This window comes from Nonomuraea africana (assembly GCF_014873535.1).
GTDB lineage: Bacteria > Actinomycetota > Actinomycetes > Streptosporangiales > Streptosporangiaceae > Nonomuraea > Nonomuraea africana.
In genome coordinates this window covers 6439438-6455286 of record NZ_JADBEF010000001.1, presented here as the reverse complement: position 1 = coordinate 6455286, position 15849 = coordinate 6439438, and the positions used below count along the sequence as shown (strand labels likewise).

The window sequence follows — 15849 nt, the reverse complement described above, 5'->3', positions numbered from 1 at the left end:
CCCCTTGGAGGCGTCATGCGTGTCGGTCTGCTCGGTTTGGGAAGGATCGGAGCGTTTCACGCCGAGACTCTCGCCGCGCATCCGCTGGTGGACGACCTGATCGTGTGGGACCCCGTGCGCACCTCGCCGTACGGCAGGCAGGGCGACCCGTTCGAGGCCGACGTCATGGTCATCGCCACCCCCACCAGCACCCATGCCGACCTGCTGATCAAGGCCTGCCGCCGCGGGATCCCGGTGTTCTGCGAGAAGCCGGTCGCGCCGACGGTGGAAGAGACGATCAAGGTGCTGAAGGCGAGCGAGGGCAACCGCGTCCAGATCGGCTTCCAGCGCCGCTTCGACCCCGGTTACGTGGCCGCCGCGAAGGCCCTGCGCGCGGGGGAGCTGGGCGAGCTGCACCGCGTCCACCTGCTGACCGCCGATCCCGTGCCGCCGCCCGCCGACTACATCCCGATGTCCGGCGGCATCTACCGCGACTGCCACATCCATGATTTCGACATCCTGCGCTGGGTAACCGGACGTGAGGTGGCGACCGTCTACGCCACGGGCGCCAACAGGGGCGCCGACTTCTTCAGGGAGGCGGGCGACGTGGACAACAGCGCCGCGCTGCTGACGCTCGACGACGGCACGCTGGTGACGCTCCAGGGATCCAGGTACAACGGGGCCGGGTACGACGTCAGGATGGAGCTGGCCGGCACCCGCCGCACGCAGGTCGTGGGCCTCGACCCGCGGGCCCCGCTGACCAGCGCGGAGGGCCTGCAACCACCGGGGGATCCATGGCCCGACTTCGTCACCCGCTTCAGGGCGGCCTACGTCGCCGAGATCGACGGCTTCCTCACCGGCGACACGAGCCCCTGCACGATCGAGGACGCGCTCGCGGCGCTCTACGTCGCCGAGGCCGCGGAGAGGTCGCGCCGCGAGGGCAGGTCCGTCGCCGTCGAGGAGGTCAGCCGATGAGGATCGCGGGCGCGCCGATCTCCTGGGGTGTGTGCGAGGTGCCGGGCTGGGGCCATCAGCTGGATCGCGAGCGGGTGCTCTCGGAGATGCGCTCGCTCGGGCTGACCGCCACCGAGCTGGGCCCCGACGGCTTCCTGCCGCACTCGCCTGCCCGCAGGAAGGCCCTGCTCGACGAGTACGGCCTGCGGGCCGTCGGCGGCTTCGTCCCCGTCGTGCTGCACGAGCCCAGGCACGACCCGCTGCCTGGCGTGCGGGCCCGCATGCGCGACTTCGCCGAGGGCGACGTCGAGGTGCTGGTGCTGGCCGCCGACAGCGGCGCCGACGGCTACGACAGGAGGCCCCGGCTCGACGCCGCCGGATGGAAGACGCTGCTGGACAACCTGAAGCGGATCACGACCGCCGCCAAGGGCCTCGGCCCGCAGATCACCCTGCACCCGCACGTCGGAACCATGGTCGAGACGCGGGAGGAGGTCGAGCGCGTGCTGGACGGCTCCGCCGTACCGCTGTGCCTGGACACGGGGCACCTGCTGATCGGCGGCACCGACCCCCTCGAGCTGGTCAGGAGGGATCCGGGCAGGGTCAGGCACGTGCACCTGAAGGACGTCGACCAGAACCTCGCGGCGAAGGTCAGGGACGGGAGCCTCACCTACACCGAGGCGGTCCGGCAGGGCGTCTACCGCCCGCTGGGCCAGGGCGACGTGGACATCGCGGGGATCGTGACGATCCTCGGGCAAAGCGGCTACTCCGGCTGGTACGTGATGGAGCAGGACACGGTGCTCACCTCGGCGGAGGGCGACACCGTGCAGGACGTCAGGCAGAGCGTCGCCTTCCTGGAAGGACTCGCATGATCGACGTCCTGACGATGGGGCGGGTCGGGGTGGACGTCTATCCCCTCCAGGTCGGGGTGTCGCTGCGGGAGGTCGAGACGTTCGGCAAGTACCTGGGCGGCAGCCCGACCAACGTCGCGGTGGCGGCGGCACGGCTCGGCGACCGCGCGGCGGTGATCACCAGGACGGGCGCCGACCCGTTCGGGGAGTTCGTCCACGACGCCCTGCGCTCCTACGGGGTGGACGACTCCTTCGTCACCGCCGTCGAGGGGCTGCCGACCCCGGTGACGTTCTGCGAGATCAGGCCGCCCGACGACTTCCCGCTCTACTTCTACCGGCTGCCCAAGGCCCCCGATCTGGTGATCCATCCCGACGAGCTGCCCATCGCGCACATCAGGCAGGCCAGGCTCTTCTGGGCGACCGTCACGGGGCTGTCGGCGGAGCCGTCGCGCGCCGCGCACTTCGCCGCGTGGCAGGCGCGAGACCGTAAGACGCACACGGTGCTCGACCTCGACTACCGGCCGATGTTCTGGGCCTCGGCGCAGGACGCCATGCACCAGGTCCGCAAGGCGCTGGGGCACGTCACCGTCGCCGTGGGCAACCTGGACGAGGTCGAGGTGGCCACCGGGACCCGCGAGCCGTACGAGGCGGGGAAGGCGCTGCTGGATGCCGGCGTGGAGCTGGCGGTGGTGAAGCAGGGCGGGGCCGGCGTGCTCGGCATGACCGCGACGGAGACGATCGCGGTGCCCCCGGTCGAGGTCGAGGTGGTCAACGGGCTCGGCGCGGGCGACGCCTTCGGTGGCGCGCTGGCCCATGGGCTGTTGGCCGGCTGGCCGCTGGAGCGGACGCTGCGCTTCGCCAACACGGCGGGCGCGATCGTGGCGGGACGGCTGGCCTGCGCCCCCGCGATGCCCACTGTCGAGGAGGTGCTCGCCCGTGGGTGACTACCGGTGGATCCAGGAGATCAGGGCCAGGCAGCCCGAGCGGATCGCCCAGGCGGCGGCCGTGCGCAGGCGCAGGCCGCTGCTCGGCGAGCGTGACCAGCTCATGATCATCGCCGCCGACCATCCCGCGCGCGGCGCGCTCGGCGTCGGCGGACGTCCCCTGGCGATGGGCAGCAGGGTCGAGCTGCTCGACCGGCTGCGGACCGCGCTCGCCAGACCGGGTGTGGACGGCCTGCTGGCCACCCCTGACATCGTCGAGGACCTGCTGCTGCTCGGCGCCCTCGACGACAAGGTTGTCATCGGCTCGATGAACCGCGGCGGCATCCAGGGCGCGGTGTTCGAGTTCGACGACAGATTCACCGCCTACGACACGGCCTCGATCGTGCGGATGCGGCTTGACGGGGGCAAGATGCTGTGCAGGATCGCCCTGGACGAGCCGGGCACCGCGGCCACGCTGTCCGCCTGCGCTCGGGCGGTCAGCGAGCTGGCAGGGGAGGGACTGGTCGCCATGGTCGAGCCGTTCTGGTCGCGGCGCTCGGGCCACGACCTGACGCCCGAGGGCGTGATCAGGGCGATCAGCGTCGGCCAGGGGCTCGGCACCACCTCGGCCCACACCTGGCTGAAGATCCCCGTCGTCGAGGACATGGAGCGCGTCATGCGCGCCACGACGCTGCCGACGCTGCTGCTCGGTGGCGATCCGGGCGACGCCCCCGACCTGGCCTACGCGGCGTGGCGCAAGGCGCTCAGGCTGCCCGGGGTGCGCGGGCTCGTGGTCGGCCGCGCGCTGCTCTACCCGCCCGACGACGACGTGGCCGCCGCCGTCGACACCGCAGTAGCGATGCTGGAGGTCTCATGACGTACATCCCGGCAGGCACCACCTCCCGCGCCCCGTGGGCGCTGGAGATCACCCCGGAGGCCGCCGGGTGGGCCTACTGCGGGCTGCGGGTCCTGAACCTCTCGGGGGAGACCGTCACCTTCCATACCGGTTCGTCGGAGATGCTGGTGCTCCCGCTGTCCGGCTCGTGCCTCATCGAGGCCGACGGCGAACGGCTGTCGCTGCACGGCCGTTCGTCGGTCTTCTCGGACGTCACCGACTTCGGCTACGTGCCGATCGACACCGAGGTGACGGTGACGGGGGAGGGCCGCTTCGCGCTGCCCGCCGCGCGGGCCACCCGCCGCTTCCCGGTCAGGTACGGCCCCGCCGAGAAGGTCCCCGTCGAGATCCGCGGCGCCGGGCGGGCCTCCAGGCAGGTCAACAACTTCTGCGCGCCCGACGCCTTCGACTGCGACAAGCTCGTCTCGGTCGAGGTGCTCACCCCGGGAGGGAACTGGTCCTCCTATCCGCCGCACAAGCACGACACCGCCTCCGCCCACGAGGCGGTGCTCGAGGAGATCTACTACTTCGAGGGCGGCCCCGGCTACCAGCGCGTCTACGGCGGGCACGAGGTGCTGGCCGAGGTGTCGGCAGGCGACGTGGTGCTGGTGCCGCGCGGCTACCACGGGCCCTCCATGGCGGCTCCCGGTTACGACCTCTACTACCTCAACGTGCTGGCGGGCCCCGCCGACGAGCGGTCGATGGCGTTCTGCGACGACCCCCGGCACGCCTGGATCAGAGGGACCTGGGAACAGCAGCAGGTCGACGACAGGGTGCCCTTCGGGAGGGCCGGATGAGGCTCACGGTCGCCCAGGCGCTGGTGCGCTTCCTGTCCCAGCAGCACTCCTCGCGCGACGGCGTCGAGCACCGGCTCGTCGAGGGCTGCTTCGGGATCTTCGGGCACGGGAACGTCGCGGGCATCGGGCAGGCGCTGGCCGCGCAGGGGGCGGGGACGTCGTCGGCGTTGCCCTACTATCTGGCCCGCAACGAGCAGGCCATGGTGCACACGGCGGTGGGCTTCGCCAGGATGCGCAACAGGCTGTCCACCTTCGCGTGCACGAGCTCCATCGGGCCGGGCGCGACGAACATGGTCACCGGCGCCGCCCTCGCCACGATCAACCGCATCCCCGTGCTGCTGCTGCCCGGCGACATCTTCGCCACGCGGGTGGCCAACCCCGTGCTGCAGGAGCTCGAGGACCCCCGCTCGCTCGACGTCAGCGTGAACGACGCCTTCAGGCCCGTCTCGCGCTACTTCGACAGGATCAACCGGCCGGAGCAGCTGCCGTCCGCGCTCATGCAGGCGATGCGGGTGCTCACCGATCCCGCCGAGACCGGCGCGGTGACGCTGGCGCTGCCCCAGGACGTGCAGGCGGAGTCCTTCGACTGGCCCGCCGAGCTCTTCGAGCACAGGGTGTGGCACGTCGCGCGGCCCGTCCCCGAGCCGGCCGCGCTGGAACGCGCGCTCGAGCTGATCCGCTCCGCCGAGCGTCCGCTCATCGTGGCGGGCGGCGGGGTGATCTACAGCGAGGCGTGGGACGCGCTGCGCGCCTTCTCCGCCGAGTACGGCGTTCCCGTGGCCGAGACCCAGGCGGGCAAGGGCGCGCTCCCGTGGGACTCGCCGCTGTCCGTGGGCGCCATCGGCCACACGGGGACGGCTGCCGCCAACGAGCTGGCCCGCTCGGCCGACCTGGTGATCGGCATCGGCACCCGGTACAGCGACTTCACCACGGCCTCCAGGACACTGTTCGGCCGGGCGCGCTTCCTCAACATCAACGTGACAGCCTTCGACGCGGCCAAGAACGGCGCGGTCATGCTCGTCGCCGACGCCCGGGCCGCGCTGGAGGCGCTCCGCCCGGACGGCTGGCGGGCGCCCGCGTCGTGGACTTCGCACGCCGCCTCGCTGGCCGCCTCGTGGTGGTCGTTCCGCGCGGGGCCCTCGCTCACCCAGGAGGCGGTCCTGGAGGACCTGCGAGAGGTCATGCACCCGACGGACGTGGTGGTGAACGCGGCGGGCTCCATGCCGGGGGATCTCCACAGGCTGTGGAAGGTCAGCGACGCGAAGGGCTACCACGTCGAGTACGGGTACTCCTGCATGGGCTACGAGATCGCCGGTGGGCTCGGCGTCAAGCTGGCGGCTCCGGCTCGTGAGGTCTTCGTCCTGGTAGGCGACGGCTCGTACCTGATGATGGCCCAGGAGATCGCCACGGCCGTCCAGGAGGGGATGAAGCTGGTGATCGTCCTGGTCGACAACCACGGCTTCGCCTCCATCGGGAACCTGTCGGAGTCGGTCGGCGCCCAGCGGCTCGGCACCGCCTACCGGCTGCGGGGAGCCTCGGGGGAGCTGGACGGGGTCTACGTGCCCGTCGACCTGGCGGCGAACGCGGCGTCACTGGGGGCCGACGTGCTCAGGGCCGACGACAGGGAGTCGCTGCGGGCGGCGCTGACGAAGGCGCGTGAGGCGGTCAGGACGACGGTGGTCTACGTGGAGACGGTCCCCGGCGGCTCGGCGCCTTCGTCGGGAGCGTGGTGGGACGTGCCCGTGGCCCAGCAGCCCGGCGAGATCTACGACCGCTACCAGCAGGCCAAACGCGACCAGCACCCCTACCTGTAACCCCTTCGACCGGCGCCTTGCCGTACCGCCATGGGCCTGTGGCGAGGCGCCGGTTAGGCTGAAGATCCACAGCTGAGAGAAGAGGGCGCGATGACGTTCGACACGATGGTGGCAGTGGGGTTCGTGTTCGTGTTCGTGCTCGTCATCATCGGAGTCTTCCTTGCGATGATCGGCGGAGGCTCCTCTTCACGGAGCGGAGCACGTCACCGGGGCTCCTTGTTCTCCGGTGACGCGTCGTCCTCGGACGACGGCTACGACATCCGTTCCTCCGACAGCCGTTCCTCCGACAGCGGTTCCTCCGATGGCGGGGGTGGCGGCGGCAGTAGCGGCGACTGACCGGCGGGCTCAGACCTTGGGCCGGGGGCGTGCCGGTTCGAACCCCCGGGCCAGCACGACGATCGCCGCCGACAGCACCAGCGGCGCCGCGAACGCCACCCGCATGTCGGTCGCGTCGGCCAGCCCGCCCACCAGCGCCGCCCCCACGATGAAGCCGACGTAGTTGAACAGGTTGACGCGCGCGATCGCCACCCCGGTCCCCGCCGGATCCAGCCGCCCCGCCGCCGAGAACGACTGCGGCGCCACCACCGCGAGCCCCATCCCCGTCAGCCCGAACGCCACGATCGCCAGCGGCTGCGAAGGCGCGAGCACGACCCCGGCGAACCCGAGCGTCGCGATCGCCCCGCCGATGCGCACGATCGCCGCCGAGCCGTACCGCCTGACCGCGACGTCGCCGCCGAGCCGTACGACGAGGGTGGCCGCCTGGTAGGCGCCGTAGGCCAGCGGCGCCACGCTCCCCCCGGCGAGCAGGATGTTCTCCATGAACACGCCGTGGAAGTTGGACACGGCCGCGTCGCCGACGTACAGGAAGCCCATCGCCAGGCAGAGCGGGATGATCGGCCCCCACGGGAGGTGCCCGGCGGGCGCCGCGACCGCGGTCTCGGACTTCTCCTCGTCGATCGTGCAGAGGTACGGCGCGGCGGCCAGCGACCCCACGACGGCGATCGCCATCGGGATCGCCATCATGACGGGCAGGGCGAGGCCGAGCCCGTTGGCCAGCGACACCCACAGCGCCCCTGCCAGGCTGGTCGCGCTCCACGCCGCGTGGAAGCCGTTGAGCACCGCCCTGCCGTACCTGCGCTCGACGGCGACGCCCTGCATGTTCATGCCCGCGTCGACGGCGCCCACCGCCAGCCCGAAGACGACGAGCGCGGCCACCAGCAGCGGCACGGTGGCGGCCAGGCCCGCGGCGACCACCGCGAGGGCCACGGCCGGCTGGGCGAGGCGCAGCAGCCACTTGCTGCCCCTGCGCGCGGCGAGCGCGCCCGCTCCCACGCTGCCGACCCCGGCCAGCACCGGAACCACGAGCAGCAGGAGGGTGAGGTCGCCTTCGGTGAGGCCGTGCTTGTTCTGCAGGGCCGCGACCTGGGTCAGGAGTGTCGCGAAGCTCAGGCCCTGTACGGCGAATACCGCGAAAGTGGCCGTTCTGGCCTGACGGTTGCGCACGTCGACCTCCTTGTCCGGGGGGAAACATGAGGCTGCGTCAGGTTAGTACCGGCCCGTCGGTCTCCGCTAGAGGCGGTTGTTACCAATGAGAAACGTGCGGGGAAACCGCCGAAAGACAGTTGGACCAGGTCAGTCGTTTGGGTGCGGTCCATTACGCACGTTTCTCATTAGTAGGGTGTCCGGGTGCGTCGAAGGGGATATGCGTCGGGAGAAGCGAGACGGGAGCGGATCCTCGCCATCGCCCTTCAGGAGTTCGCCGAGAACGGCTATCGAGGGGCCTCCCTCGCCAGGATCGCCGAGCGGTCCGAGCTGTCCCAGGCCGGGCTGCTCCACCACTTCACGAGCAAGGGGCGCCTGCTCGTCGCCGTCCTCGAGTATCGCGACGAGGTCGACGCGCGCAGGTTCGACCTCGAGTCGATGACCGGCGTGGCCGCGCTGCGCACGCTGGCCGACGTGGTCGACTACAACGCCCGGGTGCCCGGTCTCGTGCAGCTCTTCTCGGTGATCAGCGGCGAGGCGGTCACGGCCGACCACCCGGGGCACGCGTGGGCGCGCGCCCGCTACCGGCGGCTACGGCAGGCGGTGGCGGGCGCGCTCCGGCGGGGCGCCGCCGCCGGAGAGTTCCGCGCCGACCTCGACGCCGAGGCGCACGCCGACCGGCTGATCGCGATGATGGACGGCCTGCAGACCCAGTGGCTGATCGACCAGGACCACGTCGACATGGCCGCCATCTTCAGGGGCTACGTCGACGACCTGATCACCACCCTCCGCCCGTAACCGCCCACCACTCGACGGAGGACCCTCACCGGTTGGCCGGGGGCCCTCACCGGTCGGCGGAGGCCGTTCTCGGGGTCGGGCGGCCGGCTGTTACCGGGGTCGGGCGGGCTGTCGTCCGCTCCGGGGTTTCGGTGGTGATCCGGGAGGCTCCCCAGAGGCCGAGTGCGACCAGCGCGCCCACCTCGGTGACCGCCAACCCGCGCTCGACCAGCCCGAGCGGCATCACCTGCCACCATGCCAGCCCCGAGCTCTCGCCGATCCACACCATGGTCGCGATGCCCGCCACCCACAGCACCGAAGCCACCCCCAGCAAGAAGGCCGCCAGCGCCGCGCGTGGATGCCGCCGCCACGTCCTGGCGATCAGCAGCGCCGCCAGCGGCAGCGACAGGAACGCGACCAGGCTCCCCACCCGGTGGATACTGCCGCTCAGGCTCGGCCCCACCGACCAGTCGTGCTTGGGAAACCACGCCACCACCAGCAGGCCCAGACTCCAGCCCGCCAGCGCGATCGCGCCCACGATCCCGGCCAGCCGCCTGCGCAGCAGCGACACCCCGATCGCCAGCGATCCGACGGCCAGGAGCGCCACTCCCAACCCGAAGATCCAGCCCTGGTCGCCGAGCCCGTGCTCGCTGATCGTACGGCGGAGCGGGTTGATCTCCCCCAGGTAGGCGAGGTCCAGCGCGGCGATGACGCCCGCGCCCACCGCCACGGCGGCCAGTCCTGCCCGTGCGGGTCCGTGCATCGAAGCCCCCCTTCCCTTTGCCGGTTCAACAGCTGGTCGACGTTCGGGATTCCTTCTTCTTGAACTCTCAAGAATCTCTTTGCCAGCTTTTCCTTGAGAGTTCAAGGAAGCTTGCTGGGCCTCGGATGTTGCGGGACTGCCGGCCGATCAGTCGATCAGCCGGGCGCGCATCTTCCACACCGCCAGCACCCACATCAGCACGGCGAAGCCGGCAAGCACCCCCAGATGCCCCAGATCGTCGAGGCCCAACCGGCCGAACACCGCCCCTCGCACCAACTCGACGCAGTGGTAGAGCGGGTTGACCTGCGCCGCGGTCGCCACCCACGCGGGCAGCTGGGTCACCGGGAAGAACGTGCCCGCCACCATGAACATCGGGGTCAGCGCCCCCGTGATGACGTAGTCGAAGGTGTTGATGGACGGCACGATCGCCGACACCCACACCCCGAACAGCGCGAACGCCAGCCCGGTCAGGAAGCCGATGAACGGCACCAGCAGCATGCCCCAGCTCGGCTCCAGCCCGAAGGCGACGCCGACCAGCATCGGCGCGCAGCCGTACACCCCCGCCTTGACCGCCAGCCAGGAGGCCTCCGCGGTCACCAGCTCGCGGACGTCGACGGGCGCGGCCAGCATCGCGTCGTAGGTGTGCTGGAACGTGCGGCGGATGAAGGTGTTGAACATGCCGCCGAACGCCCCGATGAACAGGACCGCCGTGGCGACGACACCGGTGGCGACGAAGTCCTTGTACTCGTAGCCGTAGAGCGCGCCGACCACGGAGCCGAAGCCGTAGCCGAAGGCCAGCAGGTAGATGGTCGGCTCGGTCATCGCGGCGAAGGAGGTGGAGGCCCAGTAGCGGCGGTAGAGGGCCAGCTCGCGCCGCCAGACGGCCCGCACAGGGGCGAACTCCATCATTCGACCGCCTCTCCGGTCAGCACGACGAACACGTCCTCCAGGTTGGCGGGACGCCGGACGTTGGGCGCGCCCAGCGCGTCCTCCAGCGACCTGGGCAGCTGCTCGGCCTTCAGCACCGAGATCGACGGGCCGGTCCTGCGGGTGGGAACCCCGGCCGCGGCCGCCAGCGCGGCGATCTCGGCCTGACGCTCCGGCGCGGCGTAGTGCTCGGCGACCTCGGTGCCCGCGTGCTCCTTGACCAGCTCCTCGGGCGAGCCCCTGGCCACGATGCGACCGTGGGACATCAGCGCGCAGTCGTCGGCCAGCCGCTCGGCCTCCTCGATGTAGTGGGTGGACATCAGCGTCGTGACGCCCTCGTCGCGCAGCCGTACGATCAGCGACCACAGCTCCTGGCGCACCTGCGGATCGAGACCCACGGTCGGCTCGTCGAGCAGCACCAGCCGGGGCTGGTGGACCAGGCCCCTGGCGATGAGCAGCCGCCTGCGCATGCCGCCCGACAGGTTGACCGTGCGGGTGGCGGCCCTGTCGGTGAGCTGGGCGAGGGCCAGCGCCCTGTCGACCGCGGCGCGCCGCTCGTGGCGGGGAACGCGGTAGAGGTGCGCGAACACCTCGAGGTTCTCCCTCGCGGTGAGCTCCTCGTCGAGGTTGTCGAGCTGGGGGACCACCCCCATGAGCGCCCTCGCCTGCTTCGACTGCTGGGGCAGCCGCAGCCCCAGCACCCTGATCTCGCCCTCGTCGGCCAGCGACTGGGCGGTGAGCAGGCGCATCGTCGTGGACTTTCCCGCGCCGTTCGGGCCGAGCAGGCCGAGGCAGATGCCCTCGGGCACCTCGAGATCGAGCCCGTCGACCGCCGTGACGTCGGGATAGCGTTTGGTCACGCCGTGCAACACGATCGCGTGCATAGTGGCCACGATAAGCATCGCCACCGACAGAATCTCAAGCGGTTATCGTCAAGGGGTGAACGAGCGTTGGCTTCCCCGCATCCAGGAGGTCGGTGAGCGGCTGGCCGAGGAGTTCGCCTTGGCGCGGCGGCCGGCGACCGACGGTCCCCAACCACACGAACTGCGCGCCTCCGATGCCGACCGGGACCGGGTCGCCGAGGTGCTCAACGAGGCGGCGAGCGACGGGCGCCTCGCCATGGACGAGTTCGAGGAGCGGCTGACAGCGCTCTACAACGCTCGCACGCTGGGGGAGCTGGCGCGGCTGACCGCCGATCTGCTGCCCGCCGAGGAACAGCCGTTCAGGCTGGATGGCAGGCCGGTGTCGGCGATCTTCAAGAAGGAGCAGCGCGAGGGGCGCTGGGTGGTGCCTGCCGAGCTGCCCGTGACGGCGATGTTCGGGACGACCAAGCTCGACCTGCGTGACGCGATCATGCAGAACCGGCGCGTGGTGATCAACGCGACTCTCATGTTCGGCGGGCTGGAGATCCACGTGCCGGAGGGGGTGGAGGTGATCCGGGTGTCGAAGGACAAGACGGTGCGGCTGACCAGGGCGCAGGAGGATCCCGACTGTCCGGTGATCGAGGTTCGGACGTCCAACTTCCTGGGCGAGGTCAAGGTCAAGGAACCCCCGAAGCGCAAGCGCCGCCGCTGACCGTGGGCCGGTGGCCGGGGTTCTTCGGTGCTGGACGGCGATGGCGGTGGCCTCTCGGGTTCTGGAGGACGACCGCGGTGGCCGGGGTTCTGAGAGGCCTCAGCCACCGCGATTCCCGGATGCTCAGCCCGCGGTGTCGAAGTTGATCGCGCTGTACGCGCGCAGCTTCCACAGCTGGTGCTCGCTCTCCACCTTGCGGATCGTGCCGGAGCGCCCGCGCATCACCAGCGAGTGCGTCACCGCCACCCCGCCGCGGAAGCGCACGCCGCTCATCAGCTCGCCCTGCGTGATGCCCGTCGCGGCGAAGAACACGTCGTCGGAGGTGACCAGGTCGTTCGTGGTCAGCACCCGGTCGAGGTCGTGACCGGCGTCCAGCGCGCGCCGCCGCTCGGCGTCGTCCTGCGGCCAGAGCTTGCCCTGGATGACCCCGCCCAGGCACTTGATCGCGCAGGCCGCGATGACGCCCTCGGGCGTGCCGCCGATGCCGAGCATGAGGTCGACGCCGGTGCCGGAGCGGGCGGCCATGATCGCTCCGGCCACGTCCCCGTCCGGGATGAACTTGATCCGCGCCCCGGTCTCCCTGACCTCCTTGACGATCTGGTCGTGCCGGGGCCGGTCGAGGATGACCACCGTGACGTCGGAGGCCGAGGCGCCCTTCGCCCTGGCGACCGCCTGGATGTTGGCGGCGACGGGCGCGTTGATGTCCACGACGTCGGCGGCCTCGGGGCCGGTGACCAGCTTCTCCATGTAGAAGACCGCCGACGGGTCGTACATCGACCCTCGGGAGCTCACCGCGATCACCGAGATGGCGTCGGGCATGCCGAGCGCGGTCAGCCTCGTCCCGTCGATCGGGTCGACGGCCACGTCGCAGTCGGGGCCGCTGCCGTCACCGACCCGCTCCCCGTTGAAGAGCATCGGCGCGTGGTCCTTCTCGCCTTCGCCGATCACGACCACGCCGTTCATCGAGACCGTGCTGATGAGCTGGCGCATCGCGTTGACGGCCGCTCCGTCGGCGCCGTTCTTGTCGCCACGGCCGACCCAGCGGGCGGCCGCCATGGCGGCCGCCTCGGTGACCCTGACCAGCTCCAACGCCAAGTTGCGGTCGGGTGCGTGCTCGCCAGTGGCGAGGGCAGGAGGAACGGACGTCTCGGACATGGTGATGGGCCTCCTCGTGGGACAACTGACTCGATCGTAGTTGCCCCTCCATGCCCGGTCAGCGGAGGATAATGTGCCTGCCATGAGCAGCGATGTGGAACGCCTGGCGACAGGGCGGGGCGCCGCCACCCGAGCGGCCCTGCTCGACGCGGCTCGCGAGGTGTTCGTGGAGAAGGGCTTCGCCGAGTCTGGCGTCACCGACGTCGTCGCGAAGGCGAAGGCCAGCGTCGGCAGCCTCTACCACCATTTCTCCGGAAAGGCCGACCTCTACCTGGCGTTGTTCGAGGAGTTCCAGTCCCGGCAGTCGCAGCGCACCAAGCAGGCGGCGCGCGAGCTGCGCGCCACCGGCGAGAACGACCCGATGCGCGTGTTCGTCGCCGCCGCGCGCGCCTACCTCGCGGGATCGCTGGAGGAGCGCGAGCTGGCGGCGTTGTTCCTGCGCGGCGACGGCCCTCCGGGGTTCGAGGTCATCATGCGCGACAGGCTGCGCACCTGGGCCAAGCTCAACGCCACGCTGTTCGACGGCGACGACGCCCTCGTCGTGGTGATCACCGGAGCGCTGGCCGCCGCCGTCTCCGAGGTCGTGCTGTCGGAGGACGAGGCCGCCGCGCGCCGCCTGGCCGACGACGTGCTGGCCATCATCGGGCGGATTCAGCCGGTCACTTCGGCGGGCGGCACCTCCACCGGGTAACCTCGCCATTCGTGCGACGGTTCACTCAAGGTTTCTACGGCTACGCGTTCGCCCTGCTCGTCTGCGCGGGCCTGGCCGTGATCATTGTGGTGTCCGCGCCCACGGGCAGGGAGGGGCAGCACGTGCCGCGCCTCGAGTACTCGATCACCGTGGCGAACTACAACAGGTCGGTGCCGCACGAGGTGTGGGCGCCCGCCAAGGACCCCGCCGACTGGATCCCCAACAGCAACAGGATCGCCAAGGGCGCCGACGGCTCCTCGGTGTTGTCGGTGGGGTACGCCACCGCTCCCGACGCCGAGAACGAGCGGCACCACGCGATGATCGTCCAGGGCGCGGAGCAGCCCGCCCCCGCCTTCGCCAGCCGTATCGCCAACACCGACAAGTCCATCGGGGCCGTGCAGATCGCGGGCCAGAGCTGGGAGAAGCGCTTCCGCGAGGACAAGAACCAGCGCACGCTGGTCCGCTTCCTTGCCGGCACCACGCTGATGGTCACGGGCACCGCCGACTGGCCCGAACTCACCGCGCTGGCCACCACCCTGAAGCCGCAGCCCAAGCCCACGAGCTGACCTGCTGCGACAGGCGGGTCCATCTTCGGGACACGAGCCGACGACTCGGGCAGCCGCCGCGTTCCACCGTGATGTGCTCGGCCCGCCCCATCTCGCCGCGTTCGCCCCGCCAGGGCCTTCCTCGACCTCGGCGGCGGGTGCGCGGCAGATCGAGAAGGCCGCGCCGGGCATTCCCCCGACATCGACGCCATCCACAGGCTCAGAGAGCGCGGTGTGGAGATCCTCAAGGAGCCGCGCCCCGGCGACGGACGCGTCGGAGGTGTGGCTGGACGGTTCAGGGACTCCCAGGGAAGAGGAGGCGGAGCAGGTCGTCGAGGCCCGCCTTGATCTGTTCGGCGGTCATGCCGCGGTCGGCCTGCTGGTGGCCGAGCAGGCAGGCGTTCAGCGGGGCGAGCAGGGCGTCGGCGAGGAAGCGGGCGTCGGCCTCCGGTCTGGCCTCGGCCAGCAGCGTGGCCAGATGCGTGTGGTGGACCATGTACGGCCCGCTGAACCTGGCCTTGGGCGAGCCCGTCTCCAGCAGCATGAACAGCTCCTGCTGCGCCACCTTCCTGTCGACCAGCGCGTGGAGGAAGGCGCGGATCCGCTCGGCGGGCGGCGCGCCGGGGCCGATCGGCGGCGGCCCGGTCATGAAGGCCTCCTGGAGCGCCCGCTCGCCCTCGTCGATGAGCGCGTAGATCAGCCCCGATCTGTCGCCGAAGCGCCGGTAGACGGTGCCGACGCCGACGTTCGCCTCTCTGGCCACCTCGTCGAGGGAGAGGTTCGCGGCCCCGTTCGCCTCGACCATCCTGGTCGCGACCTCGATGATCTTCTGGCGGTTCCGCGCGGCGTCCGCCCGCTCGGGAGGAGGCTGGCTCGCGATCGGTAGTTCACGCGTCATCGCTGCATCATAATCCTTGTAAGTGGAGGTCTCTCCGGTTATCCTCCGAATCGGAGAGATTTCCGGTTACAAGGAGGCTTTGCCATGCCGTCAGAGTTCAACGAGAAGGTCATCGAGGAGTTCCGCGCGAACGGCGGGCGCGTGGGCGGCTACTTCGAGGGCTCCCGCCTGCTCCTGCTGTCGACGACCGGCGCCAAGAGCGGCAACCGCATCACCACGCCGGTGATGTACCTGCCCGACGGCGACCGCCTGGTGATCATCGCGTCCAACGCGGGCGCCGACAACCACCCCGCCTGGTACCACAACCTGCTGGCCGACCCCGACGTCACGGTGGAGCTCGGCACCGAGACCTTCGCGGCCAAGCCCGAGCTGATCGAGGGCGACGAGCGTGACCGCCTCTACGCGGCGATGGTCGCCGTCGCGCCGACCTTCGCGGAGTACGAGGCCAAGACGACCCGCCGCATCCCCGTCGTCGCACTCAACCGCGCGGCCTAGCTCCGGCGCGGCCGCGGCGCGGTCCTTGTGCGGTCCAGTGCGGTTCTTGTGCGGTCTAGAAGGGCGCGTCGTCGTCCTGCGGGCCGGGCTCGGCCCTGCGGGCCATCGCGGCGGCCAGCTTCACCCTGGCGCCCTGCAGCCACTCCTCGCAGATCGCCGCGAGCTTCTCGCCCCGCTCCCACAGCTCGATCGACTGCTCGAGGGTGAGCCCGCCGGTCTCCAACCTGCGCACCACCTCGGTCAGCTCCTCGCGGGCCTGCTCGTACGACGGCGTCTCGTTCTTAGCCACCGCACCACCCTAGGGCGCGCACCCGACAGAATCGTCCACCCC

At 70.9% G+C, this 15849-nt stretch carries 19 protein-coding genes; 12 read left to right on the top strand and 7 right to left on the bottom strand.

The genetic code is table 11. The features are described from left to right. Positions 1 to 15 precede the first annotated feature (15 nt). From H4W81_RS30535 to H4W81_RS30505, 7 genes are all read left to right on the top strand, one after another. The gene (locus H4W81_RS30535; protein WP_192777981.1) at positions 16 to 954 is read left to right on the top strand and encodes a Gfo/Idh/MocA family protein; all 939 of its coding nucleotides are present in this window, start codon (positions 16 to 18) and stop codon (positions 952 to 954) included. After that, a complete protein-coding gene (locus H4W81_RS30530; protein ID WP_192777980.1) occupies positions 951 to 1802 on the top strand; it encodes a TIM barrel protein in 852 nt (283 codons plus the stop codon). Before H4W81_RS30535 ends, H4W81_RS30530 begins: the two co-directional genes overlap by 4 nt. Next, the gene (iolC, locus tag H4W81_RS30525) at positions 1799 to 2725 is read left to right on the top strand and encodes a 5-dehydro-2-deoxygluconokinase (RefSeq protein ID WP_192777979.1); all 927 of its coding nucleotides are present in this window, start codon (positions 1799 to 1801) and stop codon (positions 2723 to 2725) included. Before H4W81_RS30530 ends, iolC begins: the two co-directional genes overlap by 4 nt. Beyond that, complete coding sequence (locus H4W81_RS30520; RefSeq protein WP_192777978.1) at positions 2718 to 3581, top strand: Cgl0159 family (beta/alpha)8-fold protein; 864 nt, start codon at positions 2718 to 2720, stop codon at positions 3579 to 3581. The genes iolC and H4W81_RS30520 overlap by 8 nt, the downstream gene beginning before the upstream one ends. Next, complete coding sequence (gene iolB / locus H4W81_RS30515) at positions 3578 to 4396, top strand: 5-deoxy-glucuronate isomerase (protein ID WP_192777977.1); 819 nt, start codon at positions 3578 to 3580, stop codon at positions 4394 to 4396. The genes H4W81_RS30520 and iolB overlap by 4 nt, the downstream gene beginning before the upstream one ends. Then, entirely contained in the window at positions 4393 to 6210 is a 1818-nt protein-coding gene (gene iolD, locus H4W81_RS30510; RefSeq protein WP_192777976.1) for a 3D-(3,5/4)-trihydroxycyclohexane-1,2-dione acylhydrolase (decyclizing), read from the top strand. The genes iolB and iolD overlap by 4 nt, the downstream gene beginning before the upstream one ends. Positions 6211 to 6300: 90 nt before the next feature. Further along, positions 6301 to 6546, top strand: coding sequence for a hypothetical protein (locus H4W81_RS30505; protein WP_192777975.1), 246 nt, complete (start codon positions 6301 to 6303; stop codon positions 6544 to 6546). A gap of 9 nt (positions 6547 to 6555) precedes the next feature. Here H4W81_RS30505 and H4W81_RS30500 read toward each other — a convergent pair whose 3' ends face one another. Beyond that, on the bottom strand, positions 6556 to 7713 hold the full coding sequence (locus tag H4W81_RS30500; RefSeq protein WP_192777974.1) for an MFS transporter: 1158 nt from the start codon (positions 7711 to 7713) through the stop codon (positions 6556 to 6558). Positions 7714 to 7896: 183 nt separating this feature from the next. On the opposite strand from H4W81_RS30500, the gene H4W81_RS49530 reads away from it, so the two are divergent. Further along, the gene (locus H4W81_RS49530) at positions 7897 to 8490 is read left to right on the top strand and encodes a TetR/AcrR family transcriptional regulator (RefSeq protein ID WP_192777973.1); all 594 of its coding nucleotides are present in this window, start codon (positions 7897 to 7899) and stop codon (positions 8488 to 8490) included. A gap of 46 nt (positions 8491 to 8536) precedes the next feature. On the opposite strand, the gene H4W81_RS30490 is transcribed toward H4W81_RS49530, so the two are convergent. The 3 genes from H4W81_RS30490 to H4W81_RS30480 all read right to left on the bottom strand — a co-directional run bounded on the left by H4W81_RS30490 (position 8537) and on the right by H4W81_RS30480 (position 11043). Beyond that, positions 8537 to 9232 carry a DUF998 domain-containing protein gene (locus tag H4W81_RS30490; RefSeq protein ID WP_192777972.1) on the bottom strand — a complete coding sequence of 232 codons (696 nt, stop codon included), beginning with the start codon at positions 9230 to 9232 and terminating at the stop codon, positions 8537 to 8539. 147 nt (positions 9233 to 9379) lie between these two features. Next, a complete protein-coding gene (locus H4W81_RS30485) occupies positions 9380 to 10141 on the bottom strand; it encodes an ABC transporter permease (protein WP_192777971.1) in 762 nt (253 codons plus the stop codon). After that, entirely contained in the window at positions 10138 to 11043 is a 906-nt protein-coding gene (locus H4W81_RS30480; protein ID WP_225958861.1) for an ABC transporter ATP-binding protein, read from the bottom strand. The genes H4W81_RS30485 and H4W81_RS30480 overlap by 4 nt, the downstream gene beginning before the upstream one ends. A 55-nt stretch (positions 11044 to 11098) precedes the next feature. Here H4W81_RS30480 and H4W81_RS30475 point away from each other — a divergent pair, with 55 nt between their 5' ends. Further along, positions 11099 to 11734 (top strand): DUF1707 SHOCT-like domain-containing protein, encoded by a 636-nt coding sequence (locus tag H4W81_RS30475; protein WP_192777970.1) that lies wholly within the window; start codon positions 11099 to 11101, stop codon positions 11732 to 11734. Between the two features lie 123 nt (positions 11735 to 11857). On the opposite strand, the gene glpX is transcribed toward H4W81_RS30475, so the two are convergent. After that, complete coding sequence (gene glpX / locus H4W81_RS30470; RefSeq protein WP_192777969.1) at positions 11858 to 12889, bottom strand: class II fructose-bisphosphatase; 1032 nt, start codon at positions 12887 to 12889, stop codon at positions 11858 to 11860. A gap of 82 nt (positions 12890 to 12971) precedes the next feature. On the opposite strand from glpX, the gene H4W81_RS30465 reads away from it, so the two are divergent. Both H4W81_RS30465 and H4W81_RS30460 read left to right on the top strand, forming a co-directional pair. Beyond that, positions 12972 to 13580, top strand: coding sequence for a TetR/AcrR family transcriptional regulator (locus H4W81_RS30465; protein WP_192777968.1), 609 nt, complete (start codon positions 12972 to 12974; stop codon positions 13578 to 13580). A gap of 11 nt (positions 13581 to 13591) precedes the next feature. After that, on the top strand, positions 13592 to 14146 hold the full coding sequence (locus tag H4W81_RS30460) for a DUF4245 domain-containing protein (protein WP_192777967.1): 555 nt from the start codon (positions 13592 to 13594) through the stop codon (positions 14144 to 14146). 274 nt (positions 14147 to 14420) lie between these two features. On the opposite strand, the gene H4W81_RS30455 is transcribed toward H4W81_RS30460, so the two are convergent. After that, a complete protein-coding gene (locus H4W81_RS30455) occupies positions 14421 to 15023 on the bottom strand; it encodes a TetR/AcrR family transcriptional regulator (protein ID WP_192777966.1) in 603 nt (200 codons plus the stop codon). A gap of 84 nt (positions 15024 to 15107) precedes the next feature. Here H4W81_RS30455 and H4W81_RS30450 point away from each other — a divergent pair, with 84 nt between their 5' ends. Beyond that, positions 15108 to 15518: a nitroreductase family deazaflavin-dependent oxidoreductase gene (locus H4W81_RS30450; protein WP_192777965.1), complete on the top strand. Its 411-nt coding sequence runs from the start codon at positions 15108 to 15110 to the stop codon at positions 15516 to 15518. A gap of 55 nt (positions 15519 to 15573) precedes the next feature. On the opposite strand, the gene H4W81_RS30445 is transcribed toward H4W81_RS30450, so the two are convergent. Continuing rightward, entirely contained in the window at positions 15574 to 15807 is a 234-nt protein-coding gene (locus H4W81_RS30445; RefSeq protein ID WP_192777964.1) for an exodeoxyribonuclease VII small subunit, read from the bottom strand. Positions 15808 to 15849: the final 42 nt, after the last annotated feature.